Below are 25,283 nucleotides of genomic sequence, written 5' to 3'. Positions count from 1 at the left end.
ATGGAAAGAAAGCCTATAGGGCAGCTTCTTAAAGAGGAAGGGTACATTACTGAAGAGTACATACAGTTTGCTTTACTTGAACAAAAAGCTACAGGAGAGAAATTAGGAGAGGTTTTGGTAAGAACCGGTCTGGTAACAGACCTTGAAATTGCTATAGTTCTTGCTAAGCAATCTCGACTGCCTTTTGTAGATTTATCTCAGACTAACCCTTCTAAAGAGGCTTTAAATAGTATTTCACCTTCTTTTGCAAGAAAATATGGGGTTCTTCCGATAAGGATAACCACAGACAGAGCTCTTGAATTGGCTATATCTGACCCTTTTAACTATCAATTAATCGAAGCAGCATCAAGAGTTTCAGGATTAAAAATCTCTCCGGTTGTTGCTTCTTCTGCACAGATTAATAAAGCTATAGAAAAATTTTATTATTTTTTAGAAAATCCGGTTGAATCTCAGATTTCTACTATAGTTGAAAAATTAAAAGTTAATCCTCAAGCAGATTTTAATGCGGAAGAACTTTTAGAGAAAATTTTGATTTTAAGTATAATGAAAAGGGCTACAGACCTACATATCAGCCCTACAGAAAAAAGTGTCCGTGTTTATGTTAGGATAGATGGAGTGCTTGAACCTTTAGTGGTTTTTCCTAAGGCTGTATACGGTAAGTTAATAAACGTAATCAAAATAAAAGGTCTGATGGATATTGCAGAATCAAGGCTTCCTCAAGATGGAAAAATGCAGTTCTCTTTTTTAGGGGAAACTTTTGATATAAGGATTTCGAGTGTAAGAACTCCTTTTGGAGAAAATTTTGTTTTAAGGTTTTTACCCTCAGGAGCCTATGTCCAGCATCTTTCATATTTAGGATTTTCTGAGGATCAGGTTGAACTTATTAAGAGGATAATGTCCTCTCCTTATGGGATGTTTTTGGTTACAGGTCCTACAGGTTCTGGTAAGACGACTACCTTGTTTGCTTGCCTTAGGACACTTAATCTTCTTGAGAAAAACGTACTTACGGCAGAAGATCCCATAGAATACGGGTTGCCTTTAATAAGGCAGACCCAGGTACACGAGGACATTGGTTATAATTTTGCTAAAGCTATAAGACACTTTTTAAGACAAGACCCTGATGTAATCTTGGTAGGGGAGATAAGAGATGAAGAAACTGCTCAGATGGCAGTAAGGGCTGCTCTCACAGGTCATCTTTTCCTTTCTACCTTACATACCAACAATGCCCTTTCTACGATTTTTCGTTTGAGGGACCTAAACATCTCCTCAGATTTATTGGCCTCAACCTTAGTAGGTCTTTTAGGGCAAAGATTAGTTAGAAAAGTCTGTCCTTACTGTAAAGAAGAATATCTCCCACACCCTAAACTACTCGATTATTATGAGCTACCTAAAGACGGTATCTATTATAAAGGTAAAGGGTGTGAAGCCTGTAGGTTTAAAGGATATCTTGGAAGAACGGTGATAACAGAAATCGTGTATATAGACGAAGATTTTATTAAACTTCTTTCTAAAGAGGCTACTTTCCCAGAATTTTTAGAACTTATGAAGGCAAAAAATATTAAGACGTTACGGGAAGATGCCAAAAACAAGGTTTTACAAGGAATAACCACGGTTGAAGAAATAAGAAGGGTGATTGGTTAATGCCAGTATATAAATATCAGGCTTTGAACCAAGAGGGGTTAAAGGTAAAAGGAGAGGTTGAAGCTTTAAATTTAGAAGAATTCTTTAATTATCTTTCTAAAGAAGGGCTTATCCTTTTAAAATATAGAACAACCTTTTTAAGTGAAAAGTTTGCTTTTAGAAGGATAAAAAGGAGAGATTTGGCTGAGTTTTGTCATAATTTAGCTTTTTTACTCTCTGCTGGTGTGCCTGTTCTTTCTGCTCTTAAAGATTTGCAAGAAACGGTGGTTAATCCTCTTTTAAAAAGAAAAATAGCTCAAATCATAGCTGATATGTTAACAGGAACTCCTCTTTCAGAAGCAATAAGTAAAACCCGTATCTTTCCACCTGTAGTAAATTTTTTGGTTAAAATAGGAGAAGAGACAGGAAGACTTGGAAAAACCTTAGACGATGCAGCTAAACATCTCTATAGGGTAGACGAAATCATTTCTCAGACCAAAAGAGCTATGATGTATCCTGTATTTGTCTTATTTTCTATTTCTTCAGCTTTTCTTTTCTGGTTACTATATGTATTACCTAAAATTTTAGATGTTTTTAAACAGATGCAGATTAAACTACCTTATACTACCATCATCCTGATAAAAGTTGTAGAAATGTTCCAAAGGTACTATCTTTTGATTTTATCTATCCCTGTATTATTAATCATTTTAGGATTAGGGCTTTATAGAAACCCTAAAACCCAAGTATTTATAGAAAAATGGTTGCTTAAGATTCCTATAGTAGGATTTGTAAAAAGATCCAGTTTTCTGGCTTTCTTTTTTGAATATTTTTCTTTACTTTTAGAAACAGGGGTAGATATTTTAAGAAGTTTTGATTTAATGTATAATTCTTTAAGGACCCAGCTTACGAAACAAACAATTTTAAGAATAAAGGAAAAAATAACCGCTGGCATATCTTTAAGTGAAGCTTTAAAACAGGAAAAGATTTTTAATCCCTTTGACATTAGAGTAGTTGATGTGGGTGAAAAAACAGGAAGACTTCCTGAACAAATGAAAATACTGGCAGACTATTATTTTACTCAAATACAAAACTTAATTCAAACTATAAGTAAGGTTCTTGAGCCTCTTATTATCAGTATAGCTGGTATAGTTTTTTTGATCATAATCATCGCACTTATAGGCCCTATATATGAACTTATTTCTCAACTTGGGAAGCTTTAGGTTATATGATACTGTTTTTATTATTAGCACTTATCTTGATAGCCTTAGGGTATTTTTTTATTTTGAGCATCGACCCTAATTTAAGCTATGAAAAGGTGTTGTTTCAAGTTAGGACAGGACAAATTTGTGTAATTTTGGGGAGTTTTTTGTTAATATTCTATATTTATAGAAGATTGTAAGTATGAACCTTGGAACTAAGGAAGAAGAAATCTTTAACTATTTAACCTTTTTTGGGCTTAAAGAGCCTCCTTTTTCTCTTACCCCTGACCCAGCTTACTTTTTCCCTTCGTCTAACCATATAAAAATTATAGAAATATTAAAATATGGGATTTTTAAAAAAGAGGGTTTTATAGTACTTACTGGAGCCCCAGGTCTTGGTAAAACTTTAATCATTAAACTTCTTTTAAATTTTTTACCTGAAGACTACCAAAAAGTTTTTCTCCTTACTCCTACTCTTTCGCCTCAAGAAATCATATCAGCCCTTTGTCGAGCACTAAACCTTTGTGTTGAGGAGGATTTTTCTCTTTCTAAAGAAACAACGTTAAACTTATTATATAAAGCCCTGAAAGAACTACAACAACAGGGTAAAACTCTGATTATCATCATAGACGAAGCCCAAAATCTTCCCATAGAAACCCTTGAAGAACTTAGACTTTTAAGTAATTTCGAGACAGAAAAGAACAAGTTAATACAGTTTTTTTTGGTTGGACAGCCTTTATTAACCGACAAACTAAGGAATGATAAGCTATATCAGCTATCACAGAGGATTACCATATGGGAAAATTTAACACCCTTTAACTTAGAAGAAACCGGAGAGTACATCAGATTTCGCTTAGCTAAGGCAGGACATCCTGTGATAATTTTTGAAAGGGGTTTTGAAAAACTTTTATATAAAATGACACAAGGTATACCAAGGCTTATAAATAAGCTTATGGATAGGACTTTACTGGTAGCCTATGCAGAAAGGTCTCAAAAAATCAAGAAAAAACATCTTAAGATAGCCAGAGCCTCTTTCCCAGATGAAGTTTTTCCTATAAAAACAAGAACTTTTTTTGGGATAAGGACTAAATGAGTAGAAAAAATATGTGGATTGTAACACCTTTAAAAGAAGATTTGTTTACAGGATTTTATTTTAGTAAAAAAACTAAATGTTTCGAGTTTTTTCCTGAAATAGATCTTATTCAACTGAAAAAACAAAGAGTTTATTTGGTGTTGGATTCTCAGGTTTTTTTGGCAGACCTTTTAAACATTCCAGGTAAAGTATCTGAGTTTATTAAAGTACAAGCAGAGAATCGAGTTAAAGAGAGTGGGGTTTTTTTAACTACTCCCAAGGTAGTCTATAAGGTTGTCGAAACCTTAGAAACTACTTCAAAAGTCTTTGTTTTTGGTATAGAAGAAAAGGATATTAATAATTATTTGGAAAAGTTAAAAAATATTCAGGCAAAAATAGAATTAATTACCCATAAAGTTCTTTGTATTTTCTGTTGTTTTCAAAGGATTCTTTTTTCAGAGAAGATGGGTTTCCCTGTATTACTGGTTATTTTTGATAAAACCAGAATTTGGTATATAGTAGCTTCTAAACAAGCTCTTCTTTATGTAAGGTTTACAGTAATAGATGAATTTCTTGGAATTTCTTCCCAAACGATTTTAGAAAACGTTTTGATGGTGAAAGATTATGTATATAGGTTTTTTCAAGAAGATTTAAAGGGTTTAGCCTTTTTAGGTAAAGGGATAGAACAGATAAACTTAGAGGAAATTTTAAGAGAAAGTAACTTACCTTTGATCAACTTTGACTCCAAACTTCCGGTTGAAGTCATGGAATATCCAGAATTTTTTGGAGCAACAGTATTAGACCCTGTTTTTAACTTTTTGCCTTTTTCAGAAAAACTATTTTTAACTCAAATAAACTGGGTTGAAAGGTTAATGCCTGTTTTTTGGGGATTAACAGGGATTAACCTTTTATTAGGACTATTCCTTTATAAACATAATTTAGAGTTACAAAAACATATCGATTCTGAAGTTTTGTCTGTAAAAAAGATAATCAACGAACTTAGTTATAGAATACCAGAAACTTCGCTTCCAAAAATCAAAACCTATCTTGAGTTAGAAAAAGAAAAAAGAACTACTTTAAGACTGGATGAATTTTTACTATGGCTTTCTCAAATTTGGGATAGTGACTTTATTTTAAAAAATGTAACAATAGGAAATAATAAAATTATAATAGAAGTTGAAATAAAAGGAGACTTGATGATTGCCCAAAAAAAGGCAGAAGACTTGATTTCCCATTTTGAAAAACAATTTGAAATAGAAAAAAGTAGCTTTAACTTTTCAGGAAAGGAAAATAAAGGCATTTTAAAATTAGAAGCGGTTATAAAGAGATGAGAGAGCAGTTAAAAAACTATAAAAAACAAATTATTTTGTGGTATGTGAGCTTACTGCTTTTCTTATTTTCTTTGCTGTTTTTAAGTTATCAATTGGGAAGGTTATTAAATAATCAAAAAAATTATAACACCCTTATACAAAACAAACAAATTTTAATCTCTCAAGTTCAACAAGTTTACTTTCTTATGACTGAGGTTAATCCAGAAAAGTTTATTCCTCTCCAGAATATGCCTATATCTGTCTCTATTGAGATAAAAAATCTTAATTCTTTACTTTCTATTCTTTCTTCTTTATCCTCTGAGAAGGGAAGCTTGTTTAGGATAAATGAAGCTACTATTTCCTCTTGTGAAAAAAAAGATAATGCCACCTTGAAGGATTGTTTTTATATAATGAACATTACTGGAGAAAAAATAAAATACATTTTAGATTAAGTTATGAAAGAGAAGTATAAGATATATCTAATTTTTTGGGGACCCTGTGTAGTATTGTTTTTGAGCTTTTTAATCTATTTACTTTTTACAAAGAAACAACTTGAGTCAGACCTATATCGTGCAATCACTTTGTCTTCAACCTATATAGAGATTATCCATGAGTTTAATAATCTACGCTATTTGACCCCGCTTAAATTAACAGAAAGATACACCATAAATAAAGATCCTTTTTTACTTCCATTCCAAGATTTTCCCAAATCTTCGTCTTTATATACGTCTTCGTATACTTTTGTTGAAAAACCAAAAATGACTTTAAATATGATTTATATAGAGGGGAAGAATAAAAAATGTGTAATAAACGGAGGAGTGTTTGCAGAAAAAAGCAAGATTAACAAGGATATAAAGGTTTTGAAAATAGGAGACTATTATGTGGATTTACAGGTTAAAGGACAGACTAAAAGAGTTTTTTTGGGAGCAACTGTTAGTTTTTAGTTTTGTTTTTTTAGTAAGTTGTGCGGCTAAAGACTATGAAGTGGAAAAAAACTCTTCTGATTTTTTAAAACTTCATTCTTTTAACGAAACTCAAAAACCTGCTTCTAATTTTTCTAATTCTTCGCAAGCCCCTTCAAAACATAAGGTATTAACCCCGTTATATAAAGAAGTTTCTCCACTTGAAACCAAGGTGCTTAAGGTTTCTTTTAAAGATGAGAACTTTGACAACGTTCTTTATTTTTTGGCTAAAGAAGCAGGTCTTAACATAGTGATTTCTCCTGAGGTGTATAAATATGTTCCTCAGGAAAATAGAAAAATAACCTTTCAGTTCCAAAACCAACCATTAAAAAATATCTTAGAATCTATTGTTGAATCCTTAGACTTACACTATCAAATCAAAAAAGGAGTTCTTTATATTACTCCTTTCGAAGAAAGGACTTTTCATTTAGATTTTTTACATTTAGTTCAGGAAAGTGAGTTTAATTTAGGAGGAGATGTGCTGGGTGGGGCAACAGGGATGGGAACTTCTTCAGGCAGTTCTACCGGAGGAACTTCTTCATCTGGTAATTCTGGGTTGAAAGGAAAATACGAAATAAAAGGACAATTAGAAAAAAAACATATAGATGTATATACCCAGATAGAGAATTCACTCCAAGATCTAATTAGTGAAGAGGGACTTTATACCCTTAATAGACTTACAGGTACTCTATACGTCAAAGATAGATCGAGCCATCTTAAAATGATTGCTAAATTTATAGAAAACTTAAAAACAAAGTATAAAAAACAGGTAGTTATTGAGGCAAAAATTATAGAGGTAGTACTAAATAAAGAACATAATCTTGGTATTGATTGGTTAGAAATCGCTAATTTACCTTTAGGCCAAAATTCGATACATTTGGACGAGCTAACCTCTCGTTTAACCACAAAAAATAACGAACCCACCATATCTCTTTCTTTTAGGGGGACACCTAATCTCAACCTGATTTTAAACGCATTAAAGCAGTATGGGAATATAAATCTACTTTCAAACCCTCGTTTAAGAGTTATCCATGGACAACCTGCTTTGATAAGTGTAGGTAAATCTGTAGAGTTTGTAAAAGAAATTACCAGAAATTTGGTTTCAGCTCAACAAACAGCCCAGGTCCAAACTAATATAGAAACATCTTCTATTTTTGAAGGGGTTTTGTTAGCTGTAACACCTTATCTTACAGAAAATGATGAGATTTTTCTTCACGTAGTACCTATAAAAAGCGACATTATTGCTTTAAAAAGAGAAGATTTTGGCCAAGATACCTCTATAACTTTACCAGAAGTAAACCTTCGAGAAGCTACCTCTATAATAAAAGCAATCCCAGGGGATATAATAGTTTTAGGAGGACTTATTCTTGAAAAAGATACAACCAACGAGAAAAAAATTATGGGAATAGGGGATGTACCTATTTTGGGGAACCTTTTTAAAACCAAACAGAGTTCTAAACAGAAAACTGAGCTGGTAATAATCATAAAAGTAAACTTAATATAAAAAATGAGTAAACTTTACGATATTTTGCAAAAAATAAAAGACAGAGAAACTCCAAAAGAGGATTTAAACAGACAGACTTTAACAAGAATAAGGCAGTTTTTGAAAATAAGACCTATGGTTTTGTTCCTGGGATTTTTAGGATTAACCGTTATTTCAGGAATAGGACTACTTTTTTTAAGTTATTATATTAAATTTTCTCTTCCTTTAAACAAAAATAAAAACCATACTTTTGTCAATCAATTTTCTTCAATACCAAGGAATAACCTTCCTAATAACACAGCCTCTTTATCGACAGACACAAATCTTTCTTCTATGACTAAAACCATACCCTCTAACCCCTCAGGAAAACCTAATAGACCATCTTCTATGATGAACAAACCTCAAAAAAAAGTCTATAACTCTTATCCTTCAAGTCTTCCAAGCCCTTCCTATTCGTCTTTTTCTCAAAAACCGAATAAAGAACAACCTGTAGAAGGCTTTCTTATGACCCAAGAAGATTTGTTGAATAACCTTTTAATTATGGCTGAAGAAGAAAGAAAAAAAGGAAATTATCGAAAAGCAATCTTTTATTACAAAAGTTATCTAAAAGAAAAAAAGGACCCTTGGGTGATGAACAATGTAGGAGCTTGTTTGATGGAAGCTGGAGAGCTTGAGGAGGCTATAAATTTTTTTAATAAGGCCTTATCTTTAAACAAGGATCCCATGATACATTACAACTTAATAATAGCCTATTTTAAAAAAGGAGACACTACCAAAGCTTGCATAGAATTGAAAAAATTAGAAAACAATCCTGATTTACACCAGCAAATAACTCTTCTTAAAGAATTTTGCCAAAAATAATCACACTTAAAGTTCTTTGATTTCTTCCCAGGATAAAAGATGAACCCCTTTTTCCTGTAATAAATCTATGGTTTTATCTAAGTTGTTAGTCCTTAAAACCACCACTGCTTTTTCTCCAGATTTTTCTACAAAAGCATAGATATACTCTACGTTTATGTCTGCATCGTAAAGATGTTTAAGTACTCCTGCCAGTCCTCCAGGTTCATCTTTTATCCCTACGGCAACCACGTTGGTTATCTTAGTGGTAAATCCCGCTTCTTCTAAAACTTTTTTAGCCTCCTCAGGTTGTGGCACTATCATTCGGAGGATTCCAAACTCAGAGGTGTCGGCTATAGACAAAGCCCGGATGTTTATCCCGTGGTCTGCTATAGCCTTTAAAGCTTCATAAAGCCTACCTTTTTTATTTTCTAAAAACACTGATATCTGTTTAATCTTCATACCAATCCTCCTGGTTTATTTAAGATTACGTTTGTCGATGATCCTTTTGGCTTTACCCTCACTTCTCGGGATAGATTTAGGTTCAACCAACGTTACCTTAACCCTTACCCCAACCGTTTGTTCTATCTTTTTTTCTAAACGTTTTCTTAGGGTTTCTATCGTTTTTACGTCGTCTGAAAAGATTTCCTTAGACATCTCTACTTGTACCTCCACTTCATCCAGATAATGAGGACGAGTAAGGATGATTTGATAATGAGGTTCTACGCCCTGCACCTCAAGGATAGCCTGTTCTATTTGATACGGAAAGATCATCACCCCTCTTACTTTTATCATGTCGTCAGACCTTCCTTTAATCCGTTCTATCCTTGCCAAGGTCCTTCCACAGGCACATTTTTCTCTATGGAGGGTGGTGATGTCCCTTGTTCTAAACCTTATCATCGGCATACCTTCTCTGGTTAAACTGGTTAAAACTAACTCTCCTTCTTGTCCCTCAGGAAGAGGTTCTCCTGTCTCAGGGTCTATGATTTCTGGGTAAAAATGGTCCTCCCACACATGAAGGCCTTGCTGAGCAGAACATTCATGGGCTACTCCAGGCCCGATAATCTCCGTTAAGCCATAGACGTTGTAAGCTTTAATCCCCATTCTTCTCTCTATTTCCCTTCTCATTTCTTCGGTCCACATCTCTGCTCCAAAACTTCCTATTCTAAGCTTTAGGGTTGAAAGGTCTATACCCATCTCTTCTTTTGCATACTCAGCCAGGTAAAGAGCGTAAGAAGGGGTACAGGCTATAAAGGTGGTTCCAAAGTCTTTCATCAGTTCTATCTGTCTTTTTGTATTCCCGGCTGAAGCAGGAACTACCGTTGCTCCTATTTTCTGGGCTCCATAATGAAAACCTAACCCTCCGGTAAATAGACCATAACCATAGGCTATCTGAACGATATCGTCCTTGGTAGCCCCTACCATAATCAAACAACGGGCCATCACCTCAGCCCAAAGGGCGATGTCTTTAACCGTATATCCGGCAACCACAGGCTTTCCGGTGGTGCCACTTGAGGTATGGATTTCCACTATCTCTGATAGAGGTACGGCAAACAATCCAAAGGGATAAGCCTCTCTCATATCATTCTTACTGGTAAAAGGAAGGTATTTAATATCTTCCAAAGACCTGATATCTTCAGGCTTAATCCCTGCTTCATCAAACTTTTTTCGATAAAAAGGAACCTTTTCGTAAACTCGTTTGACTATCTCTTTTAACCTTTGAAGCTGGATTTCTCTTAATTTCTCTGGTTCTATACATTCTAACTGTTTGTCCCAAAACATCAGACTTCCCCTCCTTCTACACATGTTTTATATGTGTTAGACAAGCTTTAAAAGCTCAAACCCGTTGTCTTTGAGTTTTTTTAGGGCTTCTTCAAAATTTTCTACCTCAAAAATAAAATAGGCTTTTTCCCTACTTTCTGCTACATAAACCAAAGCATTTTCTATGTTTATTCCTTTAGAAGAAATAAACTTTACTACTTCATAGAGACCACCTGGCTTATCTTTCATCTCTATTCCTAAGGCAGGGTTTAAGGCTACCACAAACCCATTTTTTTTGAAGAGCTCATAGGCTTCTTTAGGTTTGTCTACTAAAAATTTTATGATACCAAAATCCCTGGCATCTGTGATAGAAAATCCAAGTATGTTTATATATGCCTCTGCCAGCAGTTTGGTAATTTTTTCAAGCTTACCAGGTTTGTTTTCCACAAATATAGAGATAATTTCTACCTTGTACATAAAAGCCTCCTAAATGTTTTAGAATTTATAAAGTCCTTTTATCTATCACCCTTTTAGCTTTACCTTCACTTACAGGCAAGGTTCCAGGTTCTAATAATTCTACCTTAGGTTTAACCAAAATGGCTTCTCTCAGTTTTTCTACAATCTCTTCTTTTAGTTTGAGCAACCTTTCTATCCTTCCGTCAAAAAATTCTCTGTCTATTTCTACCCTTACTATCATTTCATCGTAGTTTTCAAGCACTATTTGATAGTTTTCAGCTACTCCTTTGATACCCATCAACACTGATTCTATTTGCTGAGGGAAGATGTTTACCCCTCTTACGATGAACATATCGTCTGCACGTCCTAAAATCCTGCTAATTCTTCTATGGGTCCTTCCACAGGCACAAGGTTCTGTAAAAAAGAACGTGAGGTCCCTTGTTCGGTAGCGAATAAGAGGCATCCCCTCACGGTTAAGCGAAGTTAACACCAATTCTCCTATCTCACCTTCCTTAACAGGCTCTCCGGTTTCAGGATTTATGATCTCTACCAAAAAAGCGTCTTCCCATATATGTAGTCCCTCTTTATACACACACTCAAACCCTACTCCAGGGCCTCCCATCTCAGACAAACCATAACAGTTGTAAACATCAATTCCTAATAGTTCTTCTATCTTTTTTCTGGTTTCTTCACTATAAGGTTCTGCTCCTAAATAGGCTCTTTTAATCCTTAGATCTCGTTTTGGGTCAAGGCCTTTATTTAAGATTACAGAGGCTACATAAAGGGCATAGCTTGGGGTCATGTGAAAGCAGGTTGTACCAAAGGTCTTCATAAGTTCTATTTGTCTTTCTGTATTTCCCGGACCCGCAGGAATTACCAAAACCCCTAACTTTTCAGCCCCATAATGCATTACCAAAGCTCCGGTAAAAAGTCCATAAGTCATAGAGTTTTGAAGCACATCTCCTCGAGTTGTGCCTGTCATAACTAAATTCCTTGCGATCAACTCTGCCTGAGCGTCTACATCCTTTTTGGTAAAAAATAACGCCTTTGGTTTTCCGGTGGTACCACTTGAGGTGTGTAGTCTTACTACCTCTTCTAAAGGTACGGCTAAAAGCCCATAAGGATAGTCTACAAACAAGTCATCCTTAGTAGTAAAAGGTAATCTCACCACATCTTCTAACGACTTTATGTCTTCAGGTTTTACCTTTGCTTCTTCAAACTTTTTACGATAATGGGGTACCCTTTCATAAACTAACGTTACCACCTTTTTAAGTTTTTCTAACTGCAGGGCTTTTAGATCTTGTTGAGGCATAGTCTCTATCTTTGGATCCCAAAAGTTTACCTCCACCTTTCCACCCTCCTAAGGTTTATCAATTTTAGTTTTCGTAAATGATTTTTCCCATATGCCTTACGTCGTATCCTCCTAAGTTTACCACCATCTTTTTAAACTCTTCGTCATTTCTGATTATGTCTAAAAAGGCCTGAACCATCTCTAAGTCTAAAAATTCCTTGGGAATAAGGATATCATAACGTTCTTCTGCTAAAGGTATAAAATCTAAATCTAAAGCCTTAGCCGCCGCATAAATCCCAAGCCCTACATCAGCCCTTCCACTCGCAACCGCCTGAGCTACTCCCATATGAGTATATTCTTCTTGGTCATAACCTCTTATCTGAGAAGGATTTATTCCTAAATCCTTCAAATGTTTGTCAAGAAGAAGCCTTGTTCCTGAACCAGCTTGTCTGTTGATAAACACCACATCTTCTCGAGTAAGGTCAGAAAAACTAAAGATGTTTTTAGGATTACCTTTTTTTACGATAAACCCTTGTATCCTGTAAACTAGATTTACCAATACTACCGAACGTTCAGGCAAGATTCTTTTAATAAAAGGTATGTTATATTCTCCGGTTGTTTCATCTAAAAGGTGTGTGCCTGCAAGATGGGCTTCTCCTTTCTTGATAGCTATAAGACCTCCCATAGATCCTACATGAGCTGAAGAAAGAGAAATATGAGGATATTTCCTACGTAAGAAGTTGTAGACCACATCAAGGGTATTGTCATGGCTTCCTATACACACTAAGGTGTAATCTATCTCTTCTTTGTTTCTCCAGAGAAACACCTCTACCTCTTTCCCAGGAGAAAATCCCTCAATACCTGCTGGGATCCATAGATAACCGTCTGCCCTAACCACTGACATAAGTAATCCAGCTCCTCTCCCCAAAGGAGAAACTATGTACTTTTCTCCTACCTTTCCCACCTTTACCCTTACAAATTCATCTACTCCTACAGGAGAAGAAAGTTGACGAGAAAGAAGGCCTTTGATCTTTTCTTCCTTGGGTAGTTTAGCCCCTAAGTAAAGCTCAATAAGAGGTCTTACAAAAAGTTGATAACAAAAGATGGCTGAAACTGGATAACCAGGTATTCCTAAAACAGGTTTATTTTTACAAAAACTTGCGATAAAGGGCTTCCCTGGTTTGATAGCTACCCCGTTAATTATAACCTCTCCTAACTCACTTAACACCTTATAGGTAAAGTCTTCCTTACCATAGCCTGAACCAGCATTTAAGAGTACCATATCATTTTCTATCAAAGCTTTTTCTATAGAAGATTTTATAGAAAACTCATCATCTTTAGCTATAGGATAAACTTTAACCTCAGCTCCGTCTTTTTCTAAAAGTCCTTTCAAAACAGAAGAGTTATATTCTATCAAGCTGGGTGGGTTAAGACCTTCTTTTTCAGCCTCTTCAGGAGTTAACAATTCAGAACCTGTAGGAATAATGCCTACCTTGGGTTTTTTTCTTACTACAACCTCTAAGATACCACTTGCCAACATAGCCCCGATTTCAAAGGGTCTTATAAAATGATTTTCTGGAATGATCATCTCAGTAGCCACGATGTCTTCTCCCACAGGACGGACGTCATGGTAAGGGGGATAAGATTTGTATATCTCGATAAAACCTTCTTTAACATTAACCTCTTCTACCGGAATAACTGCATCAAACCCCTCAGGTAAAGGGTCACCTGTCTCTATCCAGAGGGCTTGCTCTCCTATTTTTAAAAGCACAGGGTCTTTTTCTGTAGCGTTAAAGGTATCTTTAGAATGAACAGCATAACCATCCATCGCAGCTGAATGGAAATAAGGAGACGAACGTTTAGCAAATACAGGCTCTGCTGTGACCCTTCCTAAGGCTTCTTTAACCTTTATCTTTTCTACAGGAAGAGGATGAAATACCTTTTGTTTAAAGTTTTGCACCAAAATGTGTAATGCTTCCTCAAGACTTAAGATTTCATGAAAAACCTTTTTTCCCATTACTTAATCTCCCTTATCCCTAAAACGTTAGGAGACCTTCTAACAAACCCACGTTCTTGGGCAACCACATCTAAAGGAAGGCTTATTAGGTCTATAAGATAAGGGTCAGGATATTTTAAATATAGGGACATGGTTTCTTTAAAACTTTTTACATAACTTTTGCAGTCCTTACAAAGTTCAACCCTTATTTCATCTTCATCTACCAAGAGGTCTATCTTTTCACAGTTGGTATGACCACAATAACTGCATCCAATCCTTGGTCCTTCTTCTTTATAACCACAAACAGGACAAAGAAAATAACGTTTGTTGTTTTCATCTATAACCGATAAAGAAAAAAACTTCCCACACACAAGACATATTTTCTGATCTTCTGAATTGAGCTTACCCTTTCTAACTTCTAAAGCAAGTTTTCTAAAAAGAGGCATACTTAATAAAAAGAGCATTCTTGTTATCTCTTCCTCAGCAACTTCTTCTTCAGGGAAAGCTATTTCCCATAATTTTTTAGGATAAAAAAAAATCTCTTCTTCTTTTCCTTCTAATCCCTCTTTTAAAAAAGAAATAAATTCATAGGGTACCTCAAAGGTTTTCCCAAAAATTTCTAAAAGTTTACCCAAGCTTTCTGAAGGATTCTCGGTTTTAAGAATTTTTTCACATTCTTTGTTAAACCCTGCTACCTTGTCATATAAACTTAAAACCTCTTTTAAATGTGGTTTTTCTGTGATAAGTTTTTCTATCCAAATCTTTAAATCCATTTTTTTCTCCTTCTTGTTTTGGATTGATTTTTTGACCACATTACTTCTATAATAACTTAAGATAAAAAAGAAAAAAGGGGGAGAAAATACCTCCCCCTTTCTGTAAGATTTTAGTTTTTTTCTTTTTTCTATCCTTTTATCAACCCTATGTCTTTAAGCACAGAAGGTGAAAGGGCAACTCCTTTCTCGATGAGGGTTCTTAGCATCTGTCCCATAGCGATCAAGTTTTCCGGTTTTTTCGGATTTTCTGCTAAGTTATACTCTTTAGGAGAAGCCTTTAGAGCATACACTACCCCCAAGCCTCCTAACTCTGTTTCTCCATAAAGTACAGAGTATCCTTCTGCTTTAGCCTCTTTAATCAATTCTTCGCGGTTTCCATACTTGATGGCTTCAGTAGGACAGGTTTTAGCACAAGCTGGACTAAGCCCAGCTTTAACCCTGTCGATGCAGAAATGGCACTTAGAAATCTTTCCGTTTTTATCATACCTTGGTATGTTAAAAGGACATGCGGCTTGACAGGCCTGACATCCGATACACTGGTTTTTATCATAATAAACTATACCGGTTTCAGCATCTTTTTTAAGAGCCTTTACAGGGCAGATTTCTACACAGGCAGGTTCTCCACAGTGTAAACACCTGTGACTTACGAACAACCATTGAACTTCCCCTTTTTCGTTTACTTTTTCGATAAACCGGATACGGTTATAGGTATATCCGGTGAGGTCTGGTGGGTTTTCATGAGTTCCGTTGTTTTTGGTCTCTTCTGCTGGAAGGTCATTCCAAGACTTGCAAGCCACCTGACAACCTCTACATCCTACACAAAGGTCTGGAGTTATTAATAAAGCTTTGCGTGCCATACTTTTCCTCCTTTTAATTTTTTCAAGGAGGTAGGTTCCCCTACCTCCTTTTTATTGGGCTATGCCTTTCTTATGTTTACGATAAAACACTTTGTTTCTTGTATAAAGGTATTTGGGTCAACCACGTTAGGTGTAATAAGGTTAGCACTATCCCCTCCATTCTTAGGGAACTTCCATCCATAATGCCAGGGGATGCCTATCATATGACACTTCTTCCCCTGAACGATAAGTGGCCTTATTCTTTCTGTAACGATAGCTATTGCCCATATTTCTCCTCTCGGACTGGAGACTATTACCTTATCCCCGCTCTTTATGCCTTTTTCCTTAGCAAGCTCTGGGTCTATCTCTGCAAAAATCTGAGGTTCAAGCTCTAACAACCATGGAGTATGTCTGGTCATAACACCGGTCTGCCAGTGTTCAGTAACCCTGTAAGTGGTACCTACATAAGGATATTTAGGATCAGTACCTACTACAAATTTGTCATCTGGACTATCGTAAGTTCTGGCTACAGGATTAAAATGGACTTTCGGATAAAGTAGGTTCTTAAAAGGTGATTCAACAGGCTCATAGTAAGTGGGGAAAGGTCCATCAGCTAAACCAGCTCCAAATATAGTTCCTACACCAGAGGGTTTCATGATAAAAGGTAATACTCCTCCTTCCATCGCTAAAGGTGGTTGTGGGCCATCAGGAACATCTCCGACCCATTTTTTATTCTGTGCATCCCATTTAATAACAGGTCTTTGTGGATCCCAAGGGTTGCCCATAGGATCAACACTTGCCCTGTTGTAAATAATCCTTCTGTTAAGAGGCCAACACCAGGCCCAGTTAGAATACAAACCAAGACCTGTAGGATCTTCTTTCCCTCTTCTTTTCATCATGTTGCCTGCTTCAGTAAAAGAAGCAGAGAAAATCCAGTTTCCACAGGCTGTTGAACCATCATCAAGTAAGAACACAAAAGATGGAACCTGTTGTCCTTTTTTGTAAGTTTTTTTGTCTATAGGATGAGAAACCACATCTTTGGTATAGTAACCGTTAATCTCTTTGGCTACCTTTTCTATGTCTACATGTTTGTCCCCATAATTCCAGTTAAGTTTGAGTATTGGGTCAGGGAAAACCCCTCCTTGTTTCTGATAAAGTTCTTTAATCTTATGATAAAGCTCATTCATGATCTCGGCATCAGGCATACACTTTCCAGGAGGTTCAACAGCTTTATACCTCCATTGAGCTAACCTTCCAGAATTAGTGATACTACCTTGTTTTTCTACTGAAGAAGCACAAGGTAAGAAAAACACCTCGGTCTTAATCTTCTTAGGATCCATCCCAGGCCCTTTCCAGAAGGAAGAGGTTTCATTGTCCCAAAGGTTTACACAAACCAGCCAATCAAGCTTAGACAAAGCCTTTCTGACCTTATTAGCGTTAGCACTGGAGCAGGCTGGGTTTTGTCCCCAGGCAAAAAATCCTTTAATCTTCCCTTTATACATGGCATCAAAGATGTCATACCAGCTATAAGTAGTATTATCGTCAAGTTTAGGAAGATAACCATAACAAAAATCGTTTTCTTTGGTTGCATTATCTCCATAAAAAGCCTTAAGCAAGCTCACGATGTATTTAGGTCTGTTTTTCCACCAGTTGAGACTCTTGGGTTCTGCGGTTTTTGGGGTATTTACCTCTATATAAGTTTTTAAATCAACCCAAGAAGCCTTTGGAGTGGGTAAATATCCGGGTAACACATGGAAAAGAAGCCCCATATCTGTTGAGCCTTGGACGTTACTTTCACCTCTTAGGGCATTAACACCACCTCCAGCCATTCCTATGTTACCAAGAAGTAGTTGAATGATAGACATCGCTCTTACGTTCTGAACTCCTACGGTATGCTGGGTCCATCCCATCGCATAACAAATAGTGGCGACTTTGTTGGGCTTCCCAGTTGAGGCGATGATCTTATAAGCTTCAAGAATTTTTTCCTTAGGAGCACCTGTTATTTCTGCTACCATATCTAAGGTATATCTACGATAGTGCTTTTTTAAAAGCTGAAATAAACAATTAGGGTCTTTAAGGGTTGGGTCTTTTTTAGGAACCCCTTTTTCGTCTAACTGGTATTTCCAGGTAGCTTTATCATATTTTCTGGTTTTTGGGTCATACCCTGAAAAATATCCATCTAAGTCTTCGGGACCTTTAAAGTTGGGATCTACTAAATAAGAAAGGTCGGTATAGTTGATTACATACTCTTTGAAGTAGAGTTCATTATCTATGATATATTTGATAAGACCACCTAAGAAAGCTATGTCAGTGCCTGGACGGATAGGAACATACAGGTCTGCTTTAGAGGCTGTTCTGGTAAACTTGGGGTCTATGACTAAAAGTTTAGCTCCTTTTTCCTTTTGGGCCTTCAATATCCATTTCATCGATATAGGATGGTTTTCAGCAGGGTTACCACCCATAACGATGATTACATCAGCGTTTTTAAGGTCAACCCAGTGGTTGGTCATTGCGCCACGTCCGTACGACTCTGCCAGAGCCGCTACGGTAGCGCTGTGTCATATTCGCGCCTGATGCTCGATGTAAACTAATCCTAAGGCCCTCATCAGTTTTTGTAAGAGATAACATTCTTCATTATCCAAGGCAGCTGACCCTACATGAGCAATAGCTTCAACTCTGTTTACCACTCGCCCTTTTTCATCTTTAAGAATAAAATATTTATCTCTTGTAGCCTTAACCCTTTTAGCTATCTCAGAAAGAGCCCATTCCCAAGAAACCTTTTTCCATTCGGTAGCTCCTGGAGCACGATAAAGAGGTTCTGTAACCCTGTAAGGATTGTTGGCCATTTGCAATAAAGAAGCTCCTTTAGGGCATAGGGAACCCTGATTGATAGGGCTATCTGGATCACCTTCTACCTGTACTACCTTGCCTCCTTTTGTATAAACAATTATACTGCATCCTACAGAACAATAGGGACAAATAGAGGTACTTTCTTTAGCGTTTTTGATTTTGAGTTCTGTAGCTGCATAAGACTTAACAGGGGTAAGGTCTATTGAAATAGAACTTAAAACCAGAGAACCTAACGACAATTTTAAAAAGTTTCGCCTACTTATTCCACCCATAACATACCCTCCTTTTTATTTCCTTCTTTAATTATTTAGTATGATTTTTTATTTCTAAAATCAAGGGTTATAATGATTAATTATAGTTAATTTTTAAAAATAATTGTTTGATTTTTTGAAGTTTTTGTGTTAAAATACAAATTTTTTGTATATTCGTTAACAATCAAGAAAACTAAACTTAGTGTTTGCAGTGGTTTTTTAGTTATAATTTAATGAGATTCAACAACTCTCTTTTTAGCTTGCTTTTTAGAAAAAAACAAGCTAAAATAGTTATAATATCTTAAAATAGGAGGATTCCTATGCTTTCAAAGATACCTTTTGACCTTTCAAAGATTGATCCAGAGGACTTAGATAAACAGATTCTTAGGATAGCGATCATAGCTGAGCTTGATGCCATCAACCTTTATGAACAGCTTGCTTCTTTAACTGAAGATGAAAACTTACAAGCTGTACTTCTTGACATAGCCAGAGAAGAAAAGACACATGTAGGAGAGTTTTTATCGATGCTTTTAATCAAAGATGAAGAACAGGAAGAAGAGCTCGAGGCTGGCGAAGAAGAAATAAGCGAACTCTTAGAAGACGAAGAAGAAAACTAACGATCGTTTAGGATTTTTACTCTAAAGCTATCTTTTATCATGGGATTTTGGGTTAAGTTGTTTTTTTCAAAGGTATTTTTATGGATAATTTCGGCCTGCTTCTTTTTTGTCCCTGTTCAAGCTTTTGGTTCTGTTTCTAAACCTTTGGAGGTTACTGCTCAAAAGGTGGAAGCCTTTAATGATTTTAAAATTTTGGTAGCTGAAGGGGATGTGGTAATTCAGACTAACAGTATGCTCATCTGGGCTCAAAAGGCTAAATACGAAGTTTCTACCCGCTACTTAATCCTTTATCAGTATAAAATTTTTGATTTTACCAAAAATGCAACCTTTGAAGGAGATCAGGCCTTTTTAGATTTGAGAAACGAAGAGTTTTGGGGAAAAAACATCTTTATGTTTTTGAAAAAGGAAGGGATCAGGATTAAGGCTAAGGATTTACATAAAAACGCCTTAAACGAATACCTGGCTAAAAGTGCTTTGGTTAGTTCCTGTGAGTTTGATTGTGAAAATGAAAAAGACTTTCCTCCCTGGAGCTTAGAAGTTCGAGAGTTTGTTTTGACCCCAGAAGGGATAAGTAAAGGAGAGGCTACCAAGTTTAAGATTAAAAAACAAACTGTGGTTTCTGTGCCTAAAACAGCCTATGTTCCCAAGGTAACCCTCCCGATGGTTCCTCAAAGAAGTACAGGTTTTTTATTTCCTAAAATAATTCAGGGGAATAGATTAGGGTTAGGACTTCAACTACCTTTTTTCTGGCCATATACCGACCAGGTTGATTTTACCTTATCGCCGATGTTTCTTACCAAAAGAGGTTTATTGTTAGATTTAGAAAGCCAGTTCAGATTGATAGAACCTTTAGAAGGGGTTTTTAAATTGAGATATCTAAAGGATAATAAAAAAACTTTACTTGGCGATACAGAAAAAGAGGAAGAGAAAAAACATAAATGGTGGTTTGTAGGGAAAATCGATTACACACCTAAACCAAATCTTGATTTCCATCTGGACATAGATGTGGTCTCCAATAAAGACTTTTTGGAAGAGTTTGACATAGGAGAAAATGGCTTTTCCTCTTCAAAGACTTTTTTTTTAGAAAGGTTTCATCGCACTTTAGAAGAAAAAAATCAAGAATATAGAACATCTCGTTTTTGGGCTCAATATTATCGTGGTAGTCTTTATTCAAGGATAGAAAGTTCCTATCTTGACTATCATGGAGCTTCTGATAAAGACACGGTTTTACAACCTCTTTGGGGTTTTCGTCTAAATTTGTTGCCTTTTAAGACCATAGGAAACCTTATGACAAACTTTAGCTTGGTACATAACTATAGTTTTAGAAAAGAGGGGTACTATGGGCACAAACTAAGCTCAAACTTAGAGATAGCTTATCCTTTTAAAACCTCTTTTTTGTTGAACGAGTTTAAGGCAAGTTATTTCCTAAACCATTTTATCCTTGACGATTCTACAGGTTTTTCAAAAAACAGTTTAAACAACCATTACTACGATGTTTCTTTTACCACCTATACTCAGATTTTTAAGTTTTATGAAGTACCTTTACCTTTAAACCGCAACTTAACCTTTTTACACGTCTTAAAGCCATATGTAACCTATTATTTTAAGAAAAAACCTTCGGAGACAAACATACCTGTTTTTACCTATGAAGACCTTTCTGATGAAGAGATAAATACCTTAGAATATGGGTTATGGCAACTTTTTCGACTTAAAAACCAGCCAGACTTTTTAAGGGTAAAAGTTTATCAACAGTATCAGTTTAACGTAGAAGAAACTCCTACCGCTACCTCAAGTGAGAAGAGAAAGTTTTCAGACTTAGGCCTTCAGGTGCTGTTAAATTACACCCCACACCTTTCTTTAAGATACGATGGAAGTTATAACTTTTATGGATTAGGTTTTAAAAAACACTCCTTTGACCTTGGGTTAACTGATTGGATGGTTGACCGTGTAGGCCTGACTTTCCAGGATGATAAAGCCTGGAATACAAGACAACTTACCCTTTCCCTTTCTCACCGATTTTTTCAAAGGTTGCAAACAGACTTTTATCTGAGTAGAAATTTAAGGCTTGAAGAAAATACCGAGATGAGGTTGGGTCTTTCTTATGTACATGATTGCTATCTATTAGGAGGAGGTGTTTCAGTCACCCCTAAGGACACAAAATTTTTCTTTAGGGTAGAATTAAAAGGTTTAGGAGGTTATGGATTAGAAAAATAAAGGTTTTAGCCCCTGGGCCTTTAAAGTTTAGTTTTATAGAAGAAGGAATTTCTTACTATGCCAAAAAAATTGCCCCGCTATGTCCTGTAGAGGTATGTCTACCTAAGGTTAAAGGTAGGATAGAAAAAAAGGAAGAAAGACTGAGGATAGAAGAAAAAGTTTTAAAAAAGCATCTTTCTGAAGACGAAATTTTGGTGGTTTTGGATGAGAGAGGACAAACTCTTAATACCATAGAACTTGCCTCTAAAATCGAAAAATGGCTTGAGGCCTCAAAAGATTTATGTTTTTTAGTAGGAGGTCCTGAGGGAATATCTCCTGAGTTAAAACATAAAGCCCATTTTCTTCTTAGCCTTTCTCCTCTAACCCTTAACCACGAAATAGCTATTTTGGTGTTGATGGAAGCCCTTTACCGAAGTTTTACCATATTAAAGAAAATCCCTTATCATAGGACATAATAAACAAAAAAATCAGATAAAAAATACAATTTTTAGCTAAAATCGTCGAAAAACACTCTTGACTTTTATTCTCATTATCGCTAAATACTTTAGCTAAGATGTCCTGGGTAGACCTTCGAGTATTAGAAAAATATGCAAATTTTTCAGAATTGGTGGTTAACTCTTTAGGAGATAAAATAGCCACGGTTGTTGAGGATGAAGAAGGACAAAGGTTTATTTGGGTTAATGGTAAGACCATAGATGAGCCTTTTGAAAGGGTAAATTTACTTCAGTTTACACCTAACGGAGATTTGATAGCTTCTGTTCAAAAAGACGGGTTGTGGACAGTTTGGAAAGAAGGTGTTTTATGGGAAGAGTTTTTTGAATATCTATGGAACCTAAAAACAGATAACTCAGGGCAGAAGGTCTTAGCTAACGTTAAAATCGACGGAAACTACACGGTTTGTGTGGATGGGATTCCCTGGAGTCATAGTTTTTATGATACCAGAGATCTTTTTGTGTCTCCTACAGGGGCTAAAGTAGCTACTTATGTGAGGTTAGAAAATTATCCGGTGTTAGAGATTTTTAACTTTGCCAAAGGAATGTGGTCGCTTGCGGTAAACGACGTTTTTTGGGATAAAAAGTTTTTAGCCCTTTTTGGTTGTTGCTTTAGCCCTAAGGAGACAAGGGTAGCTACAGCTGTAAGACTTACTGACAGAAGCTTTACCATAGTGGTAGATAATGTGTGTTGGGAAAAAAGTTTTTACCAGGTTTGGGAACCAAGGTTTTTAGATGAGAATCAGGTGGTTGCTCCTGTAAAAACTTCTCGAGGATGGGAGTTATACTGTGATGGTAGTCCTTTTTGGGAAAGGTCTTTTACCCAGTTATGGAATCTTAAGGTTTTTCCTGAAAAGAAGATGGTGGCAGCGGTTGTGGCCTTAGAGCTTGGAAAGTGGACCTTAGCAGTAGATGGGAAAACTTGGAAGCCAACCTTTGGACAGATGGTGTTAGAGCCCCATTTTAGTCCCGATGGAGAAAGGATAGCCGTGGTAGTAAGACATCAAAACCGATGGGGATTGGTGGTAGACGAGGTTTGTTGGGACCTTATTTGGGAAAGGATAGGAGACTCTGTATTTAGTCCTAAGGGTAGTAAAATAGCAGCTAAAGCCGAAAAAGATGGAGGATATTATCTCCTGGTAGAAAATAAGGTTTTAGAAGGCCCTTATACCTATTTATGGGATCCAGTGTTTTTAGAAGAGGATATCCTGTTGATAAAAGGTATAAAAGAGAAGAGCTATTTTACGAAAGAAATTAAGGTGTGAAACTTATGACGTTTTTTGAGATAGTAAGAGGCCCTTTGGCTTGGGTGTCTTTTTTGGTCTTTTTTTTAGGTTTAGTTTATAACCTCTATAACTTTTTTAAAAGAGCTCAAAAAGATAAAGTACTCTATGGATATTTTAGTCTTAAACATACGCTTAGGTCTTATCTATTTTGGCTTTTACCTTTTGGTAGCTACAGCATGAGACAAAGGCCTCTTTTTACTGTGATAAGCTATGTCTTTCATGTAGGGCTTTTGTTAACCCCTCTCTTTTTTTTAGGTCATATCGAAATGTGGAAGGAATCCTGGGGGATAAGCTGGTGGGCTTTACCTAATATTGTTTCTGATTTTTTAACAGTCTTAACCATTATCTGTGGAGTTGTTTTACTTTTGAGACGTTTTTTGGTTAAGGATGTTAAGTATCTAAGCACCCCAGTAGATTATGCTCTTTTAGCTTTGGTGATCTTAGTTTTTTTAACCGGGTTTTTAGCAAGATATCAGATGTTTTTACCCTATCAGGTTATAGCAGGTTTACATATTTTGTTGGGAGAGGTGATGTTAATTTTTATTCCCTTTACCAAGTTTTCGCATATCTTTTATTTTTGGTTGATTAGAGCCTATACTGCCTCAGAGTTTGGTGCGGTTAGGCGGTCAAAGGACTATTGAGGAAAAACATGGAAGGGTTTGTAAGAAAACCGGTTTCTGATATAGGGATAGACAAAACGATAGAACGATTAGACCAACAAAAGATTAAAAGGGCTATCGAGAGGGTTTTAAACGAAGAGGTTACGGTAAGATTTAAGATCTTTTTAGAAACTTGTATGCGCTGTGGTATGTGTTCTGCGTCTTGTCATCATTATCTTTCTCATGACAGAGACCCAAGTTATGCGCCGGCCTCAAAAGTAAAGCTCACCTTAGGAGACTTGGTTGCTAAAAAAGGCAAAATAGAAAAAGCCGATTTAAAGCGATATGCAAGGATTGCTTTTACCGAATGTAATCTTTGTCGCCGGTGTACTCAGTTTTGTCCCTTCGGTATTGATATTGCCTATTTGATCTCTTTGGTGAGAAGACTTTGTGGGGTTTTAGGGGTAGCTCCTCAGTTTATTCAGGACCAGGTCTACAGTCATATGTCTTCTTACAACATGCTCTGGTTTAAACAGGATGAGTGGATAGACACGATACAATGGATAGAGAACGAGCTAAGGTATGAGATAAAAAATGCAAGGATCCCTCTTGGGAAAAAAGATGCAGACATTTTGTTACTTATTCATGGTCTTGAAGCTAAATACATGACCCCTTTGCTTTCTAACATGCTTAAGATTATGCTTGTCTCAGGGGTTGATTTTACTTTACCTGACACAGACGGTTGGGATTATACCAATAAGTCGCTTTATATGCATGATTTTGAGACGATGACGTTGGTAACCAAAAGGCATTATGAAATAGCCTCTAAACTAAGGGTTAAAAGGATTTTGATTACAGAGTGCGGACATGCCTATAGAGCAGCGCTTTATGAATCAGCAAGACTTTTAGGCTGGAAAGAGGCCCCTATACCTTTTATCCATGCGGTAGAGTTTTTCTATGAGATTTTAACCCAGGGAAAGATAAAGATCGCTCATAAGGTTAAAGAAAAGGCTACCTTACAAGATCCTTGCAACATAGTGAGATACAGAGGGTTAGGACAAAAACTCAGATTTATAGTTAGGGAACTTTGTGAAGATTTTGTGGAAATGACCCCTAATCAAGAATACAATTATTGTTGTAGTTCAGGAGGAGGGATGGTTGATGCAGGGCCTCCCTGGAAGGGGGCAAGGATAGAAGGAGGAAAAGTCAAGATAGAACAGATAAAAGAAACAGGGGCATCTTTAGTGATAGCACCTTGTCATACCTGTCATAAGGGGATAGAAGATTTGATTGAGCACTATAAAGTAGAGGCCCATGTTAAATTTTTGGCAGACCTGATAGCAGAACATATGGAAATCCCTGAGAGGTTAAGACCTTAG

22 protein-coding genes are annotated in these 25,283 nt (G+C 36.2%); 14 read left to right on the top strand and 8 right to left on the bottom strand.

The features are described from left to right. The 8 genes from G580_RS0104250 (at nucleotide 1) to G580_RS0104215 (ending at nucleotide 8,507) form a co-directional block, all read left to right on the top strand. Nucleotides 1-1,641: a GspE/PulE family protein gene (locus G580_RS0104250; protein ID WP_028841174.1), complete on the top strand. Its 1,641-nt coding sequence runs from the start codon at nucleotides 1-3 to the stop codon at nucleotides 1,639-1,641. Next, nucleotides 1,641-2,840, top strand: coding sequence for a type II secretion system F family protein (locus G580_RS0104245; RefSeq protein ID WP_028841173.1), 1,200 nt, complete (start codon nucleotides 1,641-1,643; stop codon nucleotides 2,838-2,840). The genes G580_RS0104250 and G580_RS0104245 overlap by 1 nt, the downstream gene beginning before the upstream one ends. A 181-nt stretch (nucleotides 2,841-3,021) precedes the next feature. Then, the gene (locus tag G580_RS09945; RefSeq protein ID WP_051173077.1) at nucleotides 3,022-3,912 is read left to right on the top strand and encodes an ExeA family protein; all 891 of its coding nucleotides are present in this window, start codon (nucleotides 3,022-3,024) and stop codon (nucleotides 3,910-3,912) included. Beyond that, the gene (locus G580_RS0104235; protein WP_028841172.1) at nucleotides 3,909-5,222 is read left to right on the top strand and encodes a hypothetical protein; all 1,314 of its coding nucleotides are present in this window, start codon (nucleotides 3,909-3,911) and stop codon (nucleotides 5,220-5,222) included. Before G580_RS09945 ends, G580_RS0104235 begins: the two co-directional genes overlap by 4 nt. After that, a complete protein-coding gene (locus G580_RS0104230; RefSeq protein ID WP_028841171.1) occupies nucleotides 5,219-5,653 on the top strand; it encodes a hypothetical protein in 435 nt (144 codons plus the stop codon). The genes G580_RS0104235 and G580_RS0104230 overlap by 4 nt, the downstream gene beginning before the upstream one ends. A gap of 3 nt (nucleotides 5,654-5,656) precedes the next feature. Further along, entirely contained in the window at nucleotides 5,657-6,145 is a 489-nt protein-coding gene (locus G580_RS11615; RefSeq protein WP_028841170.1) for a hypothetical protein, read from the top strand. Further along, entirely contained in the window at nucleotides 6,081-7,667 is a 1,587-nt protein-coding gene (locus G580_RS0104220; protein ID WP_028841169.1) for a hypothetical protein, read from the top strand. The genes G580_RS11615 and G580_RS0104220 overlap by 65 nt, the downstream gene beginning before the upstream one ends. Before the next feature lie 3 nt (nucleotides 7,668-7,670). Continuing rightward, nucleotides 7,671-8,507 carry a tetratricopeptide repeat protein gene (locus G580_RS0104215; RefSeq protein ID WP_028841168.1) on the top strand — a complete coding sequence of 279 codons (837 nt, stop codon included), beginning with the start codon at nucleotides 7,671-7,673 and terminating at the stop codon, nucleotides 8,505-8,507. A gap of 6 nt (nucleotides 8,508-8,513) precedes the next feature. Here G580_RS0104215 and G580_RS0104210 read toward each other — a convergent pair whose 3' ends face one another. The 8 genes from G580_RS0104210 to fdnG all read right to left on the bottom strand — a co-directional run bounded on the left by G580_RS0104210 (nucleotide 8,514) and on the right by fdnG (nucleotide 18,718). Next, nucleotides 8,514-8,945 (bottom strand): ACT domain-containing protein, encoded by a 432-nt coding sequence (locus G580_RS0104210; RefSeq protein WP_028841167.1) that lies wholly within the window; start codon nucleotides 8,943-8,945, stop codon nucleotides 8,514-8,516. A 15-nt stretch (nucleotides 8,946-8,960) separates the two neighbouring features. Then, complete coding sequence (locus tag G580_RS0104205) at nucleotides 8,961-10,265, bottom strand: phenylacetate--CoA ligase family protein (protein ID WP_028841166.1); 1,305 nt, start codon at nucleotides 10,263-10,265, stop codon at nucleotides 8,961-8,963. A 36-nt stretch (nucleotides 10,266-10,301) separates the two neighbouring features. Continuing rightward, nucleotides 10,302-10,721: an ACT domain-containing protein gene (locus G580_RS0104200; RefSeq protein WP_028841165.1), complete on the bottom strand. Its 420-nt coding sequence runs from the start codon at nucleotides 10,719-10,721 to the stop codon at nucleotides 10,302-10,304. Nucleotides 10,722-10,746: 25 nt separating this feature from the next. Next, complete coding sequence (locus G580_RS0104195) at nucleotides 10,747-12,012, bottom strand: phenylacetate--CoA ligase family protein (RefSeq protein WP_051173087.1); 1,266 nt, start codon at nucleotides 12,010-12,012, stop codon at nucleotides 10,747-10,749. A gap of 64 nt (nucleotides 12,013-12,076) precedes the next feature. Further along, complete coding sequence (locus G580_RS0104190) at nucleotides 12,077-14,008, bottom strand: molybdopterin biosynthesis protein (protein WP_028841163.1); 1,932 nt, start codon at nucleotides 14,006-14,008, stop codon at nucleotides 12,077-12,079. Beyond that, nucleotides 14,008-14,760: a formate dehydrogenase accessory protein FdhE domain-containing protein gene (locus tag G580_RS0104185; protein WP_028841162.1), complete on the bottom strand. Its 753-nt coding sequence runs from the start codon at nucleotides 14,758-14,760 to the stop codon at nucleotides 14,008-14,010. The genes G580_RS0104190 and G580_RS0104185 overlap by 1 nt, the downstream gene beginning before the upstream one ends. A gap of 128 nt (nucleotides 14,761-14,888) precedes the next feature. Then, nucleotides 14,889-15,617: a 4Fe-4S dicluster domain-containing protein gene (locus tag G580_RS0104180; protein ID WP_028841161.1), complete on the bottom strand. Its 729-nt coding sequence runs from the start codon at nucleotides 15,615-15,617 to the stop codon at nucleotides 14,889-14,891. A gap of 59 nt (nucleotides 15,618-15,676) precedes the next feature. Further along, complete coding sequence (fdnG, locus tag G580_RS0104175) at nucleotides 15,677-18,718, bottom strand: formate dehydrogenase-N subunit alpha (protein WP_083960796.1); 3,042 nt, start codon at nucleotides 18,716-18,718, stop codon at nucleotides 15,677-15,679. Between the two features lie 299 nt (nucleotides 18,719-19,017). On the opposite strand from fdnG, the gene G580_RS0104165 reads away from it, so the two are divergent. The 6 genes from G580_RS0104165 to G580_RS0104135 all read left to right on the top strand — a co-directional run bounded on the left by G580_RS0104165 (nucleotide 19,018) and on the right by G580_RS0104135 (nucleotide 25,283). Further along, on the top strand, nucleotides 19,018-19,314 hold the full coding sequence (locus tag G580_RS0104165) for a ferritin family protein (protein ID WP_028841158.1): 297 nt from the start codon (nucleotides 19,018-19,020) through the stop codon (nucleotides 19,312-19,314). 165 nt (nucleotides 19,315-19,479) lie between these two features. Further along, nucleotides 19,480-21,528, top strand: coding sequence for an LPS-assembly protein LptD (locus G580_RS0104160; protein WP_169357072.1), 2,049 nt, complete (start codon nucleotides 19,480-19,482; stop codon nucleotides 21,526-21,528). After that, on the top strand, nucleotides 21,492-21,983 hold the full coding sequence (locus G580_RS11265) for a 23S rRNA (pseudouridine(1915)-N(3))-methyltransferase RlmH (RefSeq protein WP_083960795.1): 492 nt from the start codon (nucleotides 21,492-21,494) through the stop codon (nucleotides 21,981-21,983). The genes G580_RS0104160 and G580_RS11265 overlap by 37 nt, the downstream gene beginning before the upstream one ends. Nucleotides 21,984-22,081: 98 nt before the next feature. Beyond that, the gene (locus G580_RS0104145; RefSeq protein ID WP_028841156.1) at nucleotides 22,082-23,284 is read left to right on the top strand and encodes a TolB-like translocation protein; all 1,203 of its coding nucleotides are present in this window, start codon (nucleotides 22,082-22,084) and stop codon (nucleotides 23,282-23,284) included. 44 nt (nucleotides 23,285-23,328) lie between these two features. After that, nucleotides 23,329-23,946, top strand: a complete 618-nt coding sequence (locus tag G580_RS0104140) for a respiratory nitrate reductase subunit gamma (RefSeq protein ID WP_245542839.1) — start codon at nucleotides 23,329-23,331, stop codon at nucleotides 23,944-23,946. Nucleotides 23,947-23,954: 8 nt separating this feature from the next. Then, complete coding sequence (locus G580_RS0104135) at nucleotides 23,955-25,283, top strand: (Fe-S)-binding protein (RefSeq protein WP_028841154.1); 1,329 nt, start codon at nucleotides 23,955-23,957, stop codon at nucleotides 25,281-25,283.

The organism is Thermodesulfobacterium hveragerdense DSM 12571 (assembly GCF_000423845.1).
GTDB lineage: Bacteria > Desulfobacterota > Thermodesulfobacteria > Thermodesulfobacteriales > Thermodesulfobacteriaceae > Thermodesulfobacterium > Thermodesulfobacterium hveragerdense.
This window is presented reverse-complemented; position numbering and strand designations above follow the sequence as displayed.

Bases quoted from the DNA above. Each gene is read 5' to 3' on its own strand.
- G580_RS0104185 (WP_028841162.1), bottom strand. From the start codon at position 14,760: ATGGATTTAAAGATTTGGATAGAAAAACTTATCACAGAAAAACCACAT.
- G580_RS0104195 (WP_051173087.1), bottom strand. From the start codon at position 12,012: ATGCCTCAACAAGATCTAAAAGCCCTGCAGTTAGAAAAACTTAAAAAG.
- G580_RS0104245 (WP_028841173.1), top strand. From the start codon at position 1,641: ATGCCAGTATATAAATATCAGGCTTTGAACCAAGAGGGGTTAAAGGTA.
- G580_RS0104210 (WP_028841167.1), bottom strand. From the start codon at position 8,945: ATGAAGATTAAACAGATATCAGTGTTTTTAGAAAATAAAAAAGGTAGG.
- G580_RS0104200 (WP_028841165.1), bottom strand. From the start codon at position 10,721: ATGTACAAGGTAGAAATTATCTCTATATTTGTGGAAAACAAACCTGGT.
- G580_RS0104135 (WP_028841154.1), top strand. From the start codon at position 23,955: ATGGAAGGGTTTGTAAGAAAACCGGTTTCTGATATAGGGATAGACAAA.
- G580_RS0104190 (WP_028841163.1), bottom strand. From the start codon at position 14,008: ATGGGAAAAAAGGTTTTTCATGAAATCTTAAGTCTTGAGGAAGCATTA.
- G580_RS0104205 (WP_028841166.1), bottom strand. From the start codon at position 10,265: ATGTTTTGGGACAAACAGTTAGAATGTATAGAACCAGAGAAATTAAGA.
- G580_RS0104250 (WP_028841174.1), top strand. From the start codon at position 1: ATGGAAAGAAAGCCTATAGGGCAGCTTCTTAAAGAGGAAGGGTACATT.
- G580_RS0104220 (WP_028841169.1), top strand. From the start codon at position 6,081: ATGTGGATTTACAGGTTAAAGGACAGACTAAAAGAGTTTTTTTGGGAG.
- G580_RS09945 (WP_051173077.1), top strand. From the start codon at position 3,022: ATGAACCTTGGAACTAAGGAAGAAGAAATCTTTAACTATTTAACCTTT.
- G580_RS0104165 (WP_028841158.1), top strand. From the start codon at position 19,018: ATGCTTTCAAAGATACCTTTTGACCTTTCAAAGATTGATCCAGAGGAC.
- G580_RS0104145 (WP_028841156.1), top strand. From the start codon at position 22,082: ATGTCCTGGGTAGACCTTCGAGTATTAGAAAAATATGCAAATTTTTCA.
- G580_RS11615 (WP_028841170.1), top strand. From the start codon at position 5,657: ATGAAAGAGAAGTATAAGATATATCTAATTTTTTGGGGACCCTGTGTA.
- G580_RS0104235 (WP_028841172.1), top strand. From the start codon at position 3,909: ATGAGTAGAAAAAATATGTGGATTGTAACACCTTTAAAAGAAGATTTG.
- G580_RS0104180 (WP_028841161.1), bottom strand. From the start codon at position 15,617: ATGGCACGCAAAGCTTTATTAATAACTCCAGACCTTTGTGTAGGATGT.
- G580_RS0104215 (WP_028841168.1), top strand. From the start codon at position 7,671: ATGAGTAAACTTTACGATATTTTGCAAAAAATAAAAGACAGAGAAACT.
- G580_RS0104230 (WP_028841171.1), top strand. From the start codon at position 5,219: ATGAGAGAGCAGTTAAAAAACTATAAAAAACAAATTATTTTGTGGTAT.